The organism is Cobetia sp. 4B (genome assembly GCF_018831605.1).
GTDB lineage: Bacteria > Pseudomonadota > Gammaproteobacteria > Pseudomonadales > Halomonadaceae > Cobetia > Cobetia amphilecti.
The window spans coordinates 1,351,694-1,369,474 of sequence record NZ_CP059843.1 but is presented as its reverse complement, the minus strand read 5'-3'; the positions used below and the strand labels follow the sequence as shown (position 1 = coordinate 1,369,474).

The following is a 17,781-nucleotide window of genomic DNA, read 5'->3' as shown; positions in this document are numbered from 1 at the left end:
ACGTCCGCACAAGGTTCGCTCATGTCCATCTTCATCATCACCTTCGTGGTCTGCCTGATCGTCACCGTCGGCACCGTGGCCATGCTGATGATGTCGCGTACGCCGCGCTTTCGTACCGACTACAGCGATATCGCCCGCGTGCTGGACCAGGCGATCAGCGGCGAGATCAACGAGAACGAGTGGCACAGCGTGATCGGCTACCCGATTCGCCATGATGAGTATCTGGAGAGTCTGCGGCGCCGCTGCCAGGGCATCTTCGACAACCATGCCCGGCCGTGGCAGCTGGCCCAGGGCGGTGCGCTGTTCTCGCGCGCCGGTCGTGAAGAGCTCAACGTGCTGCTGGGCCATCTGCGTGCCCGCACCGGTGTCGCGGAGACTCGCGCCTGATGGCCGCCAGCGAGATGCGCCTGATCCCGCTCTCCAATTTGCGTGAGCACCACGATCACAGCTACCACCAGCTGGTGATCGGCCTCGATGGCCTGGCCGAGTTCGAGATCGAGGGCCAGGGCGGCGAGATTCGCCCGCTGACCGGCTGCATCGTGCCGGCCGATCATGTTCACTACTACGCGGGCATCGGCGAGAATCGCCAGCTGATTCTCGACCTGCCCGATGATGCGCCCTATCTGACCGGCCATCATCGCGAGCTCAAGCGTCTCTTCGAGCGCCCACGCTTCTTCACGCTGGACACCCGCCTGCGTGGCTATCTCGAATTCATGCTCGCGGAAGTCAACGACTACCAGCAGGCGCCGGGTGACCTGCTCGCCGCCACTTTCCTCGCCTGCCTGAACACGCGCATCGAAGAGCCGATGAGTGCGCTGAGCACCAGCGGTCGTCAACTGGATCTGGTCGCGCTCAACCGCTTCATCGACGCCAATCTCGGCCAGCGCCTCAGCGTGGCGGATCTCGCCCGCCAGTCGCATCTCTCCGAGCAGCATTTCAGCGAGCGCTTCCGCGTCCTGACCGGCCTCTCACCCTATCAGTATCTGCTGCGCCGTCGGCTGGAAGAGGCACGCCAGCTACTGGGCACCAGCGAGCTTTCCCTGTCCCAGATCGCGGATCGCTGCGGCTTTGCCAACCAGAGCGCCCTGTCCCACGCCTTCCGCAAGCATCTCGGTTTCCCGCCTTCGGCACTGCGCAAGTCCTGATCGAGTTAGCAGGAGCCGGTGAGGCGTGCGTGTCAGATCCGCCCGTGTGTCTGACACGCCGCTCTTAAATACGCCCCTCAAGCCTCTACCACCTTGGTATAACAAGATCGCGTCATTTCGCTGCACATCCTTCGACAAAGGTCGGAGAAGCGTGTCACTTTTCTGACATGCCCGTGAATTTGACATGCGCAGCCGAGAAATTGGAAAGACCCGCCCCCCTGCGCCACCCTACATTCTCAGTCATACATCCAGACGTGCCGCTGTCGCGCTTTCTGATGCGTTCTGCATCACTCCCGGCGCTGTGACTCGGCAATCCCATTCGGCGCTTCGACGCCCAGCAGCAAGGGGTTCGCACCATGACCACCTCCACTCCCTCCGATCAGTCCAGTGCAGTGAATGCCGCGATCGCCTCGGCCACGTCCACAGCCACGTCCCCGCAGTCCTCGACAAACGACAAGCAAGGGGTGCTCAAGGGCAATGTGCTCAAGGACAACATCCTGCACAGTGACCAGATGCTGGCCGCCAGCACCTGGCAGCAGTCTCCGGAGGCGCTGTTCGCGCGCGTCAGCGACCACTACCTGGTCGATGAAAGCGCCTACGTCAGCGAGCTGGTCGGGCTGCTGAACGCCGAAGACAAGGATGCCAAGCGCATCGGCGACAAGACGGCCGAGCTGGTTCGCGAGATCCGCACCATGGACACCGCCGTCGATTCCATCGACGAGCTGCTGCAGCAGTACAGCCTCGACACCCAGGAAGGCGTGCTGCTGATGTGCCTGGCCGAGGCGCTGCTGCGCATTCCGGACAAGGAAACCGCCGATGCGCTGATCGAGGACAAGCTCGGCGTGGCCGACTGGAAGTCCCACCTGGGCCAGAGCGAGTCCTGGTTCGTCAACGCCTCCACCTGGGGCCTTCTGATGACCGGCAACGTCATCAAGATGGATCTGCCCAAGGGTGACGGCAAGCCGGCCACCTTCATCAACCGCATGGTCAATCGTCTCGGCGAGCCGGTCATCCGCCGCGCCATGTACCAGGCGATGAAGGTGATGGGCAAGCAGTTCGTGCTGGGCCGCGACATCAAGGAAGCGCTCAAGCGCTCCCAGCCGCTGTTCGACAAGGGCTACACCTATTCCTACGACATGCTGGGTGAAGCGGCCTGTACCCGCGACGACGCCAAGGGCTACTTCGACGACTACGCGCGTGCCATCCGCACCGTCGGCGAAACCTCGCGCAAGCTGAAGGAAGGCACCCCGTCGCCGTCCGTGTCCATCAAGCTGTCCGCCCTGCATCCGCGCTATGAATTCGGCCGTCGTGAGCAGGTGCTGGAAGAGCTGGTGGCAAGCGTGCGTGAACTGGCCGGCATCGCCCGCGAGCTGAACGTCGCCATCACCATCGATGCCGAGGAAGTCGATCGCCTCGAGATCTCGCTGGAAGTGTTCCGCGCCGTCTACGAGAGCGACACCTGCCGCGGCTGGGGCAAGTTCGGCCTCGTCGTGCAGGCCTACTCGACGCGTGCCCTGCCGACCCTGCAGTACCTGAACCGCATCGCCGACCTGCAAGGCGACGAGATCCCGCTGCGTCTGGTCAAGGGCGCCTACTGGGACAGCGAGATCAAGGAATCCCAGGAGCTGGGTGTCGAAGGCTATCCGGTGTTCACCCGCAAGGCCTCCACCGACGTCAGCTACCTGGTCTGCGTGCGCTTCCTGCTGTCCGAGAACACTCGCGGACGCATCTACCCGCAGTTCGCCACCCACAATGCCCACACCATCAGCACCATTCTGGATGTGGCCAACGCCGGCGAGACACGTCAGTTCGAATTCCAGCGTCTGCACGGCATGGGCGAAGCCTTGTATGAAGCCGCGCTCAAGCGTGCCCCCAAGGGGACCTGGTGCCGTATCTATGCGCCGGTCGGCGCGCACAAGGACCTGCTCCCGTACCTGGTGCGTCGTCTGCTGGAGAACGGGGCCAACTCCTCGTTCGTTCACCAGCTGGTCGACCCGCGCGTGCCGGTCGAGAGCCTGTGCACCCACCCGGTGGTCACGCTCAATCAGTACAAGACCTACCACAACCCACGCATCGCGCTGCCGCCGAATATCTATGGCGCAGACCGCCTGAATTCACGGGGCATCAATCTGAACATCAATAGCCAGTACCAGCCGCTGATCGACGAGATGGCCACGCACATGGACACCACCTACGACGTGCGTCCGCAGCTGGCCTTCGATGTCGAGGTCAATGCCGAGCGTCGTCAGGCCGTCACCTGCCCGTTCGACCGTCGTGACACCCTGGGCCACGTGCAGTGGACCAGCGCCGAGGAAGCCTCCAAGGCCATCGACGCCGCCTGGGCTGCCTTCCCGCGCTGGGAGCAGACACCGGTCGAGGAACGCGCCGCGATTCTCGAGCGCTTCGGTGACCTGATGGAAACCCACACCGCCGAGCTGATGACCCTGTGCTCCCGCGAGGGTGGCAAGCTGCTCACCGACGGCATCGCCGAGATCCGTGAAGCGGTCGACTTCTGCCGCTACTACGCCAACCGTGCGCGTGCCGACTTCGCCGAGCCGACCGAGCTGCAGGGCCCGACCGGCGAGCACAACCAGATCATGCTCGGCGGCAAGGGCGTCTTCGCCTGCATCAGCCCGTGGAACTTCCCGGTCGCGATCTTCTGCGGCCAGATGGTCGCCGCCGCCGTCACCGGCAACACCGTGGTCGCCAAGCCCGCCGAGCAGACCTCGCTGGTCGCTCACCGCGTGGTCGAGCTGCTGCGCGAAGCCGGCATGCCGCACGATGTCGTCCAGCTGCTGCCGGGCGATGGCCCGACCGTGGGTAGCGTGCTGTCCAGCGACCCGCGCATCACTGGCGTGTGCTTCACCGGCTCCACCCAGACCGCGCAGATCATCAACCGCTCGCTGGCCGCGCGTGAGAACGCTCCGCTGCCGACGCTGATCGCCGAGACCGGTGGCCTCAACGCCATGATCGTCGACTCCACCGCCCTGCCGGAGCAGGTCGTCAATGACGTGGTGCAGTCCGCCTTCCAGAGTGCCGGTCAGCGCTGTTCCGCCCTGCGTGTGCTCTACGTGCAGGAAGACGTCGCCGAGCGCGTCATCGGCCTGCTCAAGGGCGCGATGGACGAGCTGAAGATCGGTGACCCGCGCGATCTGGGCACCGACGTCGGCCCGGTCATCGACGAGGAAGCGCGTGCCGGTCTGCTCAAGCACATCGAGGAATATCGCAGCCAGGACCGCGTGATCGCCGAAGCCGCCGTCGACAAGACCATCACCGAGCACGGCACCTTCGTTGCGCCGGTCGCCCTGCGCATCGATGGCATCGATAGCCTGGAAAGCGAGCAGTTCGGTCCGGTACTGCACATCGCGACCTGGAAAGGCGGCGAAGTGGACAAGGTCATCGATACCATCAATGGCCTCGGCTACGGCCTGACCTTCGGTGTGCATTCGCGAAACGAAAGTTTTGCTAATGCCGTTGCACAGAAAATTCGTGTTGGTAATGTCTACGTCAACAGGAATATCATCGGTGCTGTGGTAGGTGTACAGCCGTTTGGTGGTCAGGGCTTCTCTGGTACTGGCCCGAAAGCCGGCGGCCCGCACTACCTGCACCGCTTCGCTACCGAGAAGACCCGTACCGTCAACACCACGGCTCTCGGCGGCAACGCGTCTCTTCTCGCCATGGGCGACGAATGACCGACGCTGCCTGCTCTCGCGGCAGCAGCAGAGGTCATGCCTGGCGGAAGACTGCATGCTGGACGTGCATGAGGTAGCCAGGTGACAGGGCATCAGGACGATGCCCAGTGGATGACGGCGAGCACGCCAGGCCGTCATCTGCCCCGGACACCGACAGGGACGCCCACGGACATGAATCGCCAGCGACTGGCCCCTCATGCTCGTGCCCTGCGGTGTCCGTTGCCGTTTCCCCTTTTGACTCGACGGCAATATGCGGGGACGGACGAACGTCAGAAGATTCGTTTATGCGCTAGTCTGAACGTACAAGATTGGCAGGAACTTGCGAGAGCCGCCGCGACATGGCCCTCGAAGGACGTTCGATGCATGACGCAGGACTCCCGGCGACGGTCTGACAGGAACCGTCACTGGCAGTGAATCATCACGACGCTCGCCGTCCGACAACAATAAATGCAAAGGATTTACTCCACGATGGTCGATAACAGCCCCACCATACTCATCACGTTCGCTATCTATCTGGCGGTGATGCTCGGCATAGGCCTGCTGGCCTACAAGCGCACCTCCAACATGTCGGATTACATCCTGGGTGGCCGCTCATTGGGCCCCTGGACATCCGCCATTTCCGCCGGTGCGTCTGACATGTCCGGCTGGCTGCTGCTGGGCCTGCCCGGCGCTGCCTACCTCAGCGGCCTGTCCGCTGCCTGGATCGGCATCGGTCTGCTGGCCGGTACCTGGCTCAACTGGCTGATCGTCGCCAAGCGCCTGCGTATCTACAGCTTCGTCGCCAGCGACTCGCTGACCCTGCCGGATTACTTCGAGAAGCGCTTCCGCGACAACTCCAAGATGTTGCGCGTCATCTCGGCCGTCTTCATCCTGCTGTTCTTCCTCTTCTACACCAGCTCCGGTCTGGTGGCAGGTGGCAAGCTGTTCGAGACCGTCTTCGGCCTCGACTACACCATCGCCGTGACCGTCGGTACCATCGCCATCGTGTCCTACACCTTCTTCGGCGGCTTCCTCGCCGTGTCGTGGACTGACCTCATCCAGGGTCTGATGATGGCTGTTGCCCTGATCGTGGTGCCCATCGTGGCACTCACCGACATGGGTGGCGTGGCAGAAGCGACCTCGCGCATCACTGCCGAGAACCCGCTGCTGCTGGAATGGTTCCGTGACGCCTCCACCGGCGAAGCGCTGACCCTGGTCGGCATCGTCTCCTCACTGGCGTGGGGCCTGGGCTACTTTGGTCAGCCGCATATCCTGGCGCGTTTCGCGGCCATCCGCAGCGAGAAGGACATCGGCGCGGCCCGTACCATCGCCGTCGTCTGGTCTGCACTGGGTCTGTTCGCGGCCATCTGTATCGGCCTGCTGGGTCTCGTCTACGTGCCGAAGGACCTGGCCGACAGCGAGAAGATCTTCATGGTCATGGTCAACTTCATCTTCCACCCGGCGGTTGCCGGCGTGCTGCTGGCCGCCATCCTGGCTGCCGTGATGTCCACCGCTGACTCCCAGCTGCTGGTATCGTCCTCTGCTCTGGCCGATGACTTCTACAAGGCGCTGTTCAAGAAGGATGCGACCCAGTCCGAGCTGGTGTGGGTCGGTCGCTTCGCGGTGGTCGGTATCGCCATCATCGCCTGGATCCTGGCGCTGGACCCGAACTCCAGCGTGCTGGGTCTGGTGTCCTACGCCTGGGCCGGCTTCGGTGCCGCCTTCGGCCCGGCGCTGATCATGTCGCTGTACTGGCGCCGCATGAACCGCTTCGGCGCGCTGGCCGGCATCATCGTCGGTGGCGTGACCGTGGTGGTCTGGAAGCAGCTTTCCGGTGGCATCTTCGATCTCTACGAGATCGTGCCGGGCGTCATCTTCGCCTACATCGCCATCTACGTGGCCAGCATCATGAGCGCAGCACCGGCTGATGAGATCACCACGGAATTCGACAAGGTCGAGAACCACGCCTGATCGAGGTGTGACAACACATTGTTGAAGCCTGTACCTATTGCCGCTCATATCGGCAATACGACAACGCCGCCCCTCGGGGCGGCGTTGTCGTTCCTGGCAACTTGTCCTCACTGACTCTGGCTGTCATGGCTCTCTCATATGTCCTAATCACATTGGCGAGGCTTGCGGAAATCGATTACCCAGACTCCTTCTTGCAGTGACAGCGCTGGCGACGGCACTTGCGACAGAACTGATAAAGGAGCTGAGGGCTGGCTGGTGGGCTGATCGGAGGCCTGACTGACAGCATCGCCCGGCGCACAGGGCGATCGCGCTTGCAGGCGTGCCTTGAGCGCCTCATCGCGCAGCAAGGTCACCGCGCTGGCGCCCGCCAGGCGCAGCCGCACCACGGCCCAGTAGTTGTCAGGCGTGAAGGCGGCAACCAGATTCTGGCCCACGGCCGCCGCCTGCTGGCGAGCGACCCGCGCCAGCGGCGCCACTGGCGCCTCGCCCAGCACCAGTACCGGCAAGGCATCGCGCGGCTGGTAGCGCTCGGCGTCACGGGGCGAGTCCAGCGGCAGGCCCTGCTCCCGCGCCTGAGCCACCAGAGTGCGCGCCAGCTGTGTCTCATGGGCCTGTTGGGCGCCCAGCGCATTGCTCCAGGCGGCGAAGATCACCCCATGGCGCACCAGCAACAGGCCGGCGACGATCAACAGACACGGCTTCAAAGGGCACTGCGTCAGACCCCGCCAGCCAGGTGACTTGCGCTGCGTGTTGGCCGTTTCTGTCATGCTCGGCGTTGCGCTTGCCTCCGCGCTCGCGCCCTCTCTCACACTCACACTCACACTCAGTGCCAGCATCAGGGCACCGCCCAACAGCGGTCCCCAGGCGATCAGGGTGCGCGAATGAAATACCGGCTCGGCCAGCAACAGCATCGGCCCCCACAGGGCGGGAACCAGCAGCAGCGCCCACAGGGCCCAGCTCATGCGCTGCAGCGATAGCTGGCGCGCCGAGCGAGACCTGCCCTCGGGCGCGCCAGCGGCTTCTGCATGACATAAAGGCACGCTTCGAGGCAGGAGTCGCAACAGCGCTGCCCCGGCCAGCAGCGCCAGACTGAGCAACAACGTGACCTGCCCCAGCCCCTCACGCAGCGCGCCCAGCGCCACGCTCAGGTTGTGCTCGATCCCTGCCAGCAAGGCCTGAGGGTCGGCGAAGGGCAGCATCTGGCCATGCTGCTGACTGTACTCCCCCGCCACCAGCAGCCGCGTGATGGGCAGATAGAGCAGCAAGGCGACGGCGGCCAGCGCCCCACGCTGCAACAGCATCCGCCAGCGCGACCACAGTGACGTGCTGACGGCGCCCGCGAACAGGGCTTCGAGCAGGCTCAGCACCAGAAAGGCATTCAGGGCCGGTTGATAGCAGCACAGCGCCAGCAACAACAGCAGCAAGGCGCTCAGCGGTGGCTGCCAGACTTGCCATGGGCCTCGCCCTTCGCTTATCCCTCCGCCTTGCTCTCCCTCTGCCCCGCTTTTCCCGCCAGCACGCAGCACCAGACTGGCCAGTGTGGCACTGGCCAGCGCCACGCTCATCGGCAGGCTGTCGAAGGCGTAACTGAAATTCTGCAGGGTGAAGGGCGTCAGCCAGATCAGCGCATTGCCCACTACGCAGCCCGCCAGCGAGAGCCCCGGCAGCCATCGCCACCAGGCCAGCGCCATGCTCGCCGCCAACCCCCAGGCCGCCATTTGCGGCAAGGGCGCGACATTGACCAGCACATCGCCAAAGCCCAGCAGGCGCATGATGCCCTCGGCGGCCGGGCGCGCATTGAGCATCCAGCCGTAATAGCCATCCAGGGCACGGCTCATGTCATCCAGATACAGCGCGCGCGTGGCGATCAGTGGCACAAGCCCGAGCCCGATCACCACGAGACTGGCAAGCAGAATGCGCCATGCCTGACGCCGCCTGGCATCAGCGGCATCACACGCTTGGGACAACGGCTGCGAGCTTGTCATGCACTGGACTCCCGATCAGAACGATACCCAGGACGGATGACGTCGAGAGTACCTGACTCGGGGCGCGATGGAATGCCCCGACGAAAGCCCATCAAAAACGCCACCCGAGGGTGGCGTTGTCGACATGCCTACGTGATGCAAAAGTTACTCGGCCGGCGTGCTGGCCTGATGGAAGTGCACATCGCGCTGCGGATAGGGAATGCTGATGCCGCGCTCATCGAAGGTCAGCTTGATGCGTTCGGTCATGTCCCACTTCAGCGCCCAGTAATCGGAGGCCTGACACCACATGCGGAAGTTGAAGTTGACCGAGCTGTCGGCCAGCTCTGACACGGCGATCAGGTAGGACGGCTCCTTCATGATGCGCTCGTCACCGGCGACCAGCTCCTCGAGCACCGCCTTGACCTGACGGATGTCGTCGTCATAGCTGACACCGACCACCAGGTCCAGACGCCGCGTCGGCAGCGCCGAGTAGTTGGTGATGGTGTTGGACATGACGCTGGAGTTCGGCACGGTGACCTTGCGGTTGTCCGGCGTCACCAGGCGGGTCTGCAGCATGGTGATCTGATCGACGCTACCGGAGGTGCCGGCGGCTTCGACGTAATCGCCCTTCTTGAACGGACGCAGCGTGACCAGCAGGAAGCCGGAGGCCAGATTGGACAGCGAGCTCTGCAGCGCCAGACCGATCGCCAGACCCGCCGCACCCAGCGCGGCGATCATGGAGGTGGTATCGACACCGATCTGGTCCAGAGCGGTCAGCAGCACCATGACCACCAGGATGGCGTAGGCGATCTGGCCGACGAAACCGGCCGCCGCCTCGTCCATGCTCTTGCGGTGCAGCAGCGAGGTCGCCCACTGGGTCAGGCGCTTGGCGACCCACATGCCGAAGACCAGCACGGCCAGCGCCGACAGCAGGGTTCCGCCCCATTGCAGCCCTATCTCGAACAGCTGACTGGTATCCATGGGGATGGCATTCAAAAATTCCACGACAACTCCTTGAGCATCCCTTGCGTGGCGGTCAGCAGACCACCGGGTGCTTTATCGTTATAGGGCACGAGGCGCGCGCCGGGGACGCACTGACACTCGGCCGAACGGATCATTGGGTATTCACGCGCACACAATTTACCTGACTATCGGCGTCACGTCAGTGCTCTTGCGCTCGGGGCCGCGTGCCCTGCTCTGCGCTCATCACGCCATTCATCACGGTATCCATCACGCAATTCCTCAATTCAGGGCGCACTTCAATTCAAGGCACCCTTCAATCCAGGGCGTAGGTCAGGGCTGCGCCCGAGCGGGCGTCAGTCCCAGCGGTGAGCGCAGCGTCAGTGCGTCCAGACGCAGGCCCACGGGAAACTTGTTGGCATCCAGGCCCGCATCACGCGGCGCGATGGGCGGCGGCCCCTTGAGGGTCAGGCTGAAGCTGCCATCGCTCGCGATCAGCGCGGCGGGCACCTCGACCTCGAAGCGCTCATAATTACCGCCCACCGGCCAGCGCGTGACGGTCTGCTCTCCGATCATGACTTCCACCGGCAGCGCGGTGGCCGAATCCGGGAAACGTGACAGCTCAAGCGCCACGACCACGGCCTGCGAGCCTGCCGGCGAGACCTCGGGCGCGACCCGCAGGCGCAAGGTGACCTCCGCCAGCCGCGCACTGACCGGCACGTCTGGCTGGGGCGAGTAGAAACCGGCCCACAGCACGCCGCAATTGCCCAGCGGCTCGCCCTTGCGGACGGGGTAGCGCTCACCGGGCGTCAGTACCGGCACCTCGCCCATCGGTCGATAGCAGGTGGTGGCATGCTCGATGAAGTAGCGCCGATAGTGATCATCGACCCTGGGCGTGCGCGCCAGCCACAGCAGGGTGAGTTCGAAGGCCAGCACCACCACGGTGGCCAGCAGCCACCAGATCCGCTGGCTGCGCCGTGGCCGTGGCGCGCCATACAGGGCATCAGACGAGCCAGAAGACGGTGTCATACCAGTTCTCCACCAGCCAGAGATTAGCGAGCGCACCCAGCATGACCAGGCCCCAGGCCAGCGTGCGTGGCAGACGAGTGAGCAGGTCATGCAGGGCCAGCACGAACACCGGCATGCCGATCATGTAGCGCGGAATGGCGTCCAGCCCGGTCGCCAGCGGTACGAACAGCGTGAAGCCCGCCAGCCCCATCTCCAGCCAGCGCCGCTGCACGCCCAGCCAGCCGATCAGACCGACACCGACCAGCGCCATGCTCGCCTGCCACGCCGGGCGCAGCGTCTCCGGCGCGCTCTGCCAGTAGCTCAGCCCTTCAATGAGGTTGGTGAGGGGATTGCCCATCTCACGGCCCCAGGAAATCTGCACATGACTGAAGGCCAGCGCGTCACCCGTCCGGTGATAGAGCAGCGCCATGAACAGGAACAGCCCCAAGGGCCCCACCACGCCGATCAGCAGCCAATCGGGCCGCCGCCACAGCTCGGCGAAGGCGCGCAGGCGCAGGCGCGCCACAAGCTCGATTCCCATCGCGATGACCCAGAACACCCCGGTGGCGCGGGTCATCGACAACAGCAGTGTCCAGAGCATCACGCGGCCAGTGCGCTGACAGCGCCAGTCGATCAATGACGCCAGACACAGCAGCCAGAACAGTGACTCGGAATAGAGTGCGCTGAAATAGAAGCTGTACGGCATGCTGGCCGCCAGCCACACGAACAGCAGCAACGGCGCGCCGGGACGCGTGATGGCCAGATAGCGACAGCCCAGCCCCAGCGCCACGGCCAGCAAGGCATTGCTCAGGAGCACGCCCATCAGTTCGGGGTCCAGCTGGCCGCCCAGTGTCACCAGCCACAGCAGCGCCGGATAGAGCGGGAAGAAGGCCCAATTGGCGGCGTCACCATCGCTCATGCCGCGCGCCTCGACATCGTAGCCGCGCGTCATGATGCCCTTGAACCAGCTGCCGTCGAACTGCGCCATGGCGTGCAGATAGCTGTGATCGCCCCACAACGCGATGGCGAGCCAGACGGCGCGTGTCACCAACAATGCCAGCAGGATATGCCCCCAGGGAATGCGCACGGCCTGCGCCCGCGCGAGTGCCTCAAAGGGGGGCGGCGTCTCGGCTGCCAATGTCTTGAGGCGCTCCCCCAGCGTCGAGCGCGGCCCTGCGGTGACGCTGTCATTCATGCATGGTCTTCCTTGAAGGCCCACAGCCGTGAGGCCAGATAGGTCACGATCGGCACCGAGAGCGTGGCGATCGCGATGGCGACGAAGCCCGACAGATCCAGCCCCTGCATCAGCAGTGCCAACAGGCCATTGTTGAGCGCAAAGCCGCCCGCCGCGACCAGTCCGAAACGCCAGGCACTGCCCTGGCGCTTGAAGGTCAGCCGGCGATGGCCGACCAGCGAGACCTGAAAGGCGACGCAGAAGGCAATGATATTGGCGATGAATTCATTGAGCTGCGGCCACAGGAACAGCAGCAAGGCGGCGACGCCCAGGTGCACGCCCGTCGCGGCCAGCCCGACCAGCCCGAAGCGGGTCGCGGTGCCCGCCTCCTCCCTGGCGCGGGCAGTGACTGGCCTGTCGGACTCGCTGACGCCCTCACGATCAGCGCTCAAGTGATTCACCTCGCGCCGCACCGCGTACGACTCGCGCAGTGCTCAGGCCGCTGTCGAGGCCCCTGTCCGGTGACACGCTGCCCGGCGGGCTGTCGTGCAGGCTGTCATGGTCGATCAGGTAAAGCGGACGCTGCTTGGTTTCCATGAACAGACGACCGAGGTATTCGCCCAGCACGCCGATCGAGATCAGCTGCATGCCGCCGAAGAACAGGATCGCGACCATCAGTGAGGCATAGCCCGGCGCATCGGCGCCGAACAGCACCGTCTTGCTGATGATCACCAGGATATAGAGGAAGGACAGAGCGGCGACGACACTGCCGATATAGGTCCAGACCCGCAGCGGCCAGGTCGAGAAGCTCACCACGCCATCGAGGGCGAAATTCCACAGCTTCCAGTAGTTGAACTTGGTGGTACCGGCCGTGCGCGACGGGCGCTGATAGGTGACACCCACCGAGCGATAGCCGGGCCATGAGAACAGGCCCTTCATGAAGCGGTTGCGCTCGGGCAGGCGCCGCAGCGCCTCGACGACACGGCGGTCCAGCAGGCGGAAGTCACCCGCATCGCGCGGTATCTCGGTGAAGGTCAGGCGGTTGAAGACGCGGTAGAACCAGCCTGCCGTCTTGCGCTTGGTGGCGGTGTCTTCATTACGCGCGGCGCGCACGCCATAGACCATGTCGTAGCCGGCCTGCCATTGGCTGATGAACTCGAGGATCACCTCCGGCGGGTCCTGCAGATCGACATCCATCGGCACGATGGCATCGCCACGCGCCTGCTCGATGCCGGCGGACATGGCCGCTTCCTTGCCGAAGTTGCGTGTCAGACTCAGGTAGCGCACGCGGGCATCGCCGGCCGCCGCGGCCTCCAGACACGCCAGGGTGCCATCGGTTGAGCCATCATCGACGAACAGCACTTCAAGATGCGGCACCTGCGAGCCCAGGGTCTTCTCGATGGCCTCCAGAAAGAGACCGATGGTCTCCTCCTCGTTCATCACCGGTACCACCAATGACAAGACCCAATCACCGGAAAGGCGGCGCGACATGTCGCGGGGAATGTGCCCCGACGAGGACGAGGACTGCCGGCCAGACGTCTGGCCGCAGGATGCATCAGCTGAGGACCGCATGGTATTTCCTCCATCGAGAGCCCCGTCATTCATGCACGCCAGGGCATCATCATCTGACAAGGTGAGAGTGAAGAGGACACAGGTGCTGCACCAGCGGCTTACCAGACACTCTCCCGCTCTCGATCGGCGCCTCTCCTCCCTCCGCTCCATTACCTCTTGGGGCCGAGGGCGACGAATACAACGCAGCGTCAATGCGGATGGCGGACAATGCGAACCGGTCTGCCAGCTGCAAGAATCCGTGAAAAGCTCCGCACAGCGCCAGACATCGGCAAGGGCTTGCGAGGGTTTACGAGGGCTTGTGAGAGCGGTCTGCGCGGGTCAATGAGCGCGACGCCACCTCGCTGCGTTATAGAGCCTGCGGCCTCAACAAGTAAAGCCTGAATCACTCAAGGGCTCGCAAGCCATGCCCTTAGCCCTAAACAAACACGACCGCTCCAGGGAGCGGCCGTGTTTGTTGATGTAATGAATAGAGCCTGCGCAATCGCGTTACTGGCTGGACGCGAGGGTCACCAGCGTGATGAGCAAAAGACACCAGCTCAGCGGCGCCCCCAGCAGCCAGGCGCGGGTCGCATGGCGCGGTACCAGGCCGACGCCATGCGTGAAGCCGGCGCCCAGCCCCCACAGCGCGACCAGCAACATCAGATAGCGCGGCCCTGTCTGCATCGAGGCTATCGCATCCGGGCCCAGCAGCATCCAGATGGCCACCATGGCAGACAGCAGCAGCGAGGCCAGATGGGCAGGTCGAGTTCGGCACCAGGCCGGTGGTCGTGAGGCGTACCAGGGTCGTGACATCGAGCTCTCCTTGATCGGAACGGTCAGCGGCGCAGAAGTAACGTTGGGGGGCCGCCTTACTCAATCATCGTCAAAGGTGTGGGTCTGCTCAAGCCACAATGCATTGATGATGCCCGCGAAGCAGGCCAGCAACACACCGAGAATCCAGGCGAAATACCACATGGTGTTGTCTCCTGGCGAGGGCAGTGCCCTCGCCTGTTGATAGCAAATGGGAGCAATTGTCTCAGCTAGCTCAACTCAATTCAGGCCAGCTCAACTCAGGTCAGATCAGCCCAGCGCACCTCAATACAGGCTGTGGCCGTCCTGCTCGATATGCGCGACGGTGACGCGACGCCACATCTTCACGTAGCACCAGGTGGTGTAGAGGATGATGGTCGGCACCATCACCAGACCCGCCACGGTGACGATGGAGAGCGTCAGCTCGCTGGAAACGGAATCCCACAGCGTCAGGCTGGCCTCGCTCATGCGTGAGGACGGCACGATGAACGGGAACATGCTGATGCCCGCTGTGGCGACCACTCCCCCTACCCCGACGGAGCTTGCCGTGAAGGCCGCGCCGCCCTTGCGCCGGGCCGACAGCACCATCGCGGCCAGCACACCGACCACCGCGCTGAGCGGTGCCAGCAGCGTCAACGGCTCACGCGCGTAGACATCCAGCCAGCTGCCCGGCCCGACCTGCTTGTCGAGCAGCTTCAAGGCCGAGGCGGTATCGCCCATCTGATCGATGCTGTAGCCCATGCCGGACAGCCACACCCACAGGCCGCCCAGTGCGAACAGCCCCAGCGTCAAAAGGCCCAGCGGCTGCACCAGACGCGCGCTGCGTGCGGCGACGGCCTCATCGGCACGCGCCACCAGCCAGGTGCCGCCATGCAGCATCACCATCACCATGGACAGCGCGGCGCACAGCAAAGCGAAGGGGTTGAACAGGCCCAGGTAGCTGCCGGCGTAGCTGGCACGCATGAACTGATCGACTTCCAGCGGCACGCCCTGCAGCAGGTTGCCGAAGATCAGCCCGAAGAAGGCGGTGGGGATCAGGCTGCCGGCGACGATGCCGCGGTCCCACCAGCCACGCCACTGGGTGTTCTCGAGCTTGGAGCGATAGTCAAAGCCCAGCGGACGGAAGAACAGCGAGAACAGGATGGTCAGCATCGCGAAATAGAAGCTTGAGAACACGGCGCCGTAGACCACCGGCCACACCGCGAACACCGCACCGATGGCGGTGACCAGCCATACCTGATTGCCATCCCAGTGCGGGGCCAGGGTATTGATCACCACGCGGCGCTCGCTGTCATTGCGGCTGACCAGCGGCATCAGCATCGCCGCGCCCATGTCCATGCCATCGGTGATGACGAAGCCGATCAGCAGCAGCCCTACCGCCACCCACCAGAACAGCTTGAGGATCTCGTAATCCCACATGATCCGTTACTCCTTGAATGACAGCGAAGGATTGAGTGACATGCCGTCATCTTCGGACATGGCGCCATGGTGGATGCCGCCGCGCTCGAAGTGATAGCGACCGGTGTGCAGGGAAGACGGCCCCTTGCGCGCGAAGTGGAACATCAGCCACATCTCGATGACGAAGAACAGGCTGTAGAAGGCCAGGAAGCCACCGATGGACCACCACAGATCGGACTCATCCAGACTCGAGGCCGCCATGAAGGTCGGCAGAATCTCCCCCACCGCCCACGGCTGACGCCCGAATTCGGCCACGAACCAGCCGGTTTCCACGGCGATGAACGGCAGCGGGATCGACAGCAGGCAGACCCACAGGAAGGGCCGCACGTCGAAGCGCTGCTTGGCGGTCATCCACACCGCCGCGATGAAGATCACCAGCATCGCCATGCCGCAGGCGACCATGATGCGGAACGAGAAGAACATCGGCGCGACCGGCGGAATCGAGTCGGCGGCGGCCTTGTCGATCATCTCCGGCGTGGCATCGGAGGGCGTCTCGACGTAGCGCTTGAGCAGCATGCCGTAACCGAGATCATCCTTGACCGCATCGAAGGCCTTGCGGGTCGCGATGTCGTCCTGGCCATCACGCAGCTGCTGGAGCAGGTCATAGGCCTGCATGCCATTGAGGATGCGTCCGCGGTGCTCCTCGGTCAGTTCCTTGATGCCGGGAATCTCGGTATCCAGCGAGCGCGTGCCGATCAGGCCCATCACATAGGGAATATGGATGCCGTAATCGGTGTGCTGGGTCTCCTCGTTGGGCAGACCGATCAGCGTGAAGGACGCCGGCGCCGGCTCGGTTTCCCACATCGCCTCGATGGCGGCCATCTTGGCCTTCTGGACATCCCCGACCTCGTAGCCGGACTCATCGCCCAGCACGATCACCGAGGCCACCGAGAACAGACCGAAGGCGGCGGCGATGGCGAAGCTGCGCTTGGCAAAGCCCAGATCACGGCCCTTGAGCAGGTAGAAGGCGCTGATGCCGAGCACGAACATGGCGCCGGTCACATAGCCTGCCGACACGGTATGCACAAACTTGGCCTGGGCGACCGGGTTGAAGATGACATCCGCGAAGCTGGTCAGCTCCATGCGCATGGTCTCGAAATTGAAGGCCGCACCGACCGGATTCTGCATCCAGCCGTTGGCGATCAGGATCCACAGCGCCGAGAAGTTGGAGCCGAAGGCCACAAGCCAGGTCACCATCAGGTGCTGACGCTTGGTCAGGCGGTCCCAGCCGAAGAAGAACAGGCCGACGAAGGTGGATTCCAGGAAGAAGGCCACCAGGCCCTCGATGGCCAGCGGCGCACCGAAGATGTCGCCGACGTAATGCGAGTAGTAGGCCCAGTTGGTGCCGAACTGGAATTCCATCGTCAGGCCAGTGGCCACGCCGAGGGCGAAGTTGATGCCGAACAGCTTGCCCCAGAACTTGGTCATGTCCTGGTAGACCTGCTTGCCGGTCATGACATACAGGGATTCCATGATGGCCAGCAGGAAGGCCATGCCGATGGTCAATGGTACGAACAGGAAGTGGTAGAGCGCGGTCATGCCGAACTGGAACCGCGACAGCTCCACGACGGTATCGGAGATCATGTCTTAACCCCTTTGCGATAAGGCGGACGGTCAGGCTGCCGTCCCTGCATGCGCTTGCCACCGACGTCGGACGGACACATCAGGCCGACTCTCGCCGGCAAGCACACAGGCAATGGCACCGTGGCACCAAGACCTTGGTCGGCATTGTCTACCCTCCCGCGCCAGTCTCCAGATGTCAGGTTGTCGCACTCACCGGGCGGATGTCGCACCCGCCACCTCCGCCAAGTGCCTGTGGTCACTGGACAACTCCTCTGCAAGCCGCATGGATGCTGGAGCGGCGGGCATCGCTGGCCTGGCGCCATCTCAACGCTGACTCTGCGCACCCCTGCGCGCGCTGCGACCATCGACCACACTGCGACGTTGGACCACGCTGCGACCGACTGGCGCACCCAAGCGCCGCCAGCCGCCGCACAGAAAGCCATCACGGCCCCGCGCCATTGACGCGCTGGGAAGGAGAGTTTTGTGCCGCAGGCCTGTCACTTCCC

General features: G+C 64.0%; 14 protein-coding genes. 4 read left to right on the top strand and 10 right to left on the bottom strand.

What is annotated here, in order from left to right:
- Nucleotides 1-21 precede the first annotated feature (21 nt).
- The 4 genes from H2O77_RS05870 to putP all read left to right on the top strand — a co-directional run bounded on the left by H2O77_RS05870 (nucleotide 22) and on the right by putP (nucleotide 6,787).
- Nucleotides 22-387, top strand: a complete 366-nt coding sequence (locus tag H2O77_RS05870; RefSeq protein WP_043335450.1) for a hypothetical protein — start codon at nucleotides 22-24, stop codon at nucleotides 385-387.
- Nucleotides 387-1,145: an AraC family transcriptional regulator gene (locus H2O77_RS05865; protein ID WP_054556785.1), complete on the top strand. Its 759-nt coding sequence runs from the start codon at nucleotides 387-389 to the stop codon at nucleotides 1,143-1,145. The genes H2O77_RS05870 and H2O77_RS05865 overlap by 1 nt, the downstream gene beginning before the upstream one ends.
- Before the next feature lie 494 nt (nucleotides 1,146-1,639).
- Entirely contained in the window at nucleotides 1,640-4,837 is a 3,198-nt protein-coding gene (putA, locus tag H2O77_RS05860) for a bifunctional proline dehydrogenase/L-glutamate gamma-semialdehyde dehydrogenase PutA (RefSeq protein WP_215824501.1), read from the top strand.
- 468 nt (nucleotides 4,838-5,305) lie between these two features.
- A complete protein-coding gene (putP, locus tag H2O77_RS05855) occupies nucleotides 5,306-6,787 on the top strand; it encodes a sodium/proline symporter PutP (RefSeq protein WP_153635387.1) in 1,482 nt (493 codons plus the stop codon).
- A gap of 143 nt (nucleotides 6,788-6,930) precedes the next feature.
- On the opposite strand, the gene H2O77_RS05850 is transcribed toward putP, so the two are convergent.
- From H2O77_RS05850 to H2O77_RS05805, 10 genes are all read right to left on the bottom strand, one after another.
- Nucleotides 6,931-8,772, bottom strand: coding sequence for a glucosyltransferase domain-containing protein (locus H2O77_RS05850; RefSeq protein WP_153635386.1), 1,842 nt, complete (start codon nucleotides 8,770-8,772; stop codon nucleotides 6,931-6,933).
- Between the two features lie 144 nt (nucleotides 8,773-8,916).
- Nucleotides 8,917-9,756 carry a mechanosensitive ion channel domain-containing protein gene (locus H2O77_RS05845; RefSeq protein WP_225347778.1) on the bottom strand — a complete coding sequence of 280 codons (840 nt, stop codon included), beginning with the start codon at nucleotides 9,754-9,756 and terminating at the stop codon, nucleotides 8,917-8,919.
- A gap of 288 nt (nucleotides 9,757-10,044) precedes the next feature.
- Nucleotides 10,045-10,740 carry a hypothetical protein gene (locus H2O77_RS05840; RefSeq protein WP_215824144.1) on the bottom strand — a complete coding sequence of 232 codons (696 nt, stop codon included), beginning with the start codon at nucleotides 10,738-10,740 and terminating at the stop codon, nucleotides 10,045-10,047.
- Entirely contained in the window at nucleotides 10,715-11,914 is a 1,200-nt protein-coding gene (locus H2O77_RS05835; protein ID WP_215824143.1) for a hypothetical protein, read from the bottom strand. The genes H2O77_RS05840 and H2O77_RS05835 overlap by 26 nt, the downstream gene beginning before the upstream one ends.
- Nucleotides 11,911-12,345, bottom strand: a complete 435-nt coding sequence (locus tag H2O77_RS05830; RefSeq protein WP_159055771.1) for a GtrA family protein — start codon at nucleotides 12,343-12,345, stop codon at nucleotides 11,911-11,913. Before H2O77_RS05830 ends, H2O77_RS05835 begins: the two co-directional genes overlap by 4 nt.
- Nucleotides 12,335-13,465, bottom strand: a complete 1,131-nt coding sequence (locus H2O77_RS05825) for a glycosyltransferase family 2 protein (RefSeq protein WP_240548725.1) — start codon at nucleotides 13,463-13,465, stop codon at nucleotides 12,335-12,337. The genes H2O77_RS05830 and H2O77_RS05825 overlap by 11 nt, the downstream gene beginning before the upstream one ends.
- A gap of 486 nt (nucleotides 13,466-13,951) precedes the next feature.
- The gene (locus H2O77_RS05820) at nucleotides 13,952-14,257 is read right to left on the bottom strand and encodes a cyd operon YbgE family protein (protein WP_082388798.1); all 306 of its coding nucleotides are present in this window, start codon (nucleotides 14,255-14,257) and stop codon (nucleotides 13,952-13,954) included.
- A 60-nt stretch (nucleotides 14,258-14,317) separates the two neighbouring features.
- Nucleotides 14,318-14,419 carry a cytochrome bd-I oxidase subunit CydX gene (gene cydX / locus H2O77_RS05815; RefSeq protein WP_024951692.1) on the bottom strand — a complete coding sequence of 34 codons (102 nt, stop codon included), beginning with the start codon at nucleotides 14,417-14,419 and terminating at the stop codon, nucleotides 14,318-14,320.
- Between the two features lie 120 nt (nucleotides 14,420-14,539).
- Complete coding sequence (cydB, locus tag H2O77_RS05810; RefSeq protein WP_215824142.1) at nucleotides 14,540-15,673, bottom strand: cytochrome d ubiquinol oxidase subunit II; 1,134 nt, start codon at nucleotides 15,671-15,673, stop codon at nucleotides 14,540-14,542.
- Nucleotides 15,674-15,679: 6 nt separating this feature from the next.
- Entirely contained in the window at nucleotides 15,680-17,296 is a 1,617-nt protein-coding gene (locus H2O77_RS05805; protein ID WP_215824141.1) for a cytochrome ubiquinol oxidase subunit I, read from the bottom strand.
- Between the last annotated feature and the right edge of the window lie 485 nt (nucleotides 17,297-17,781).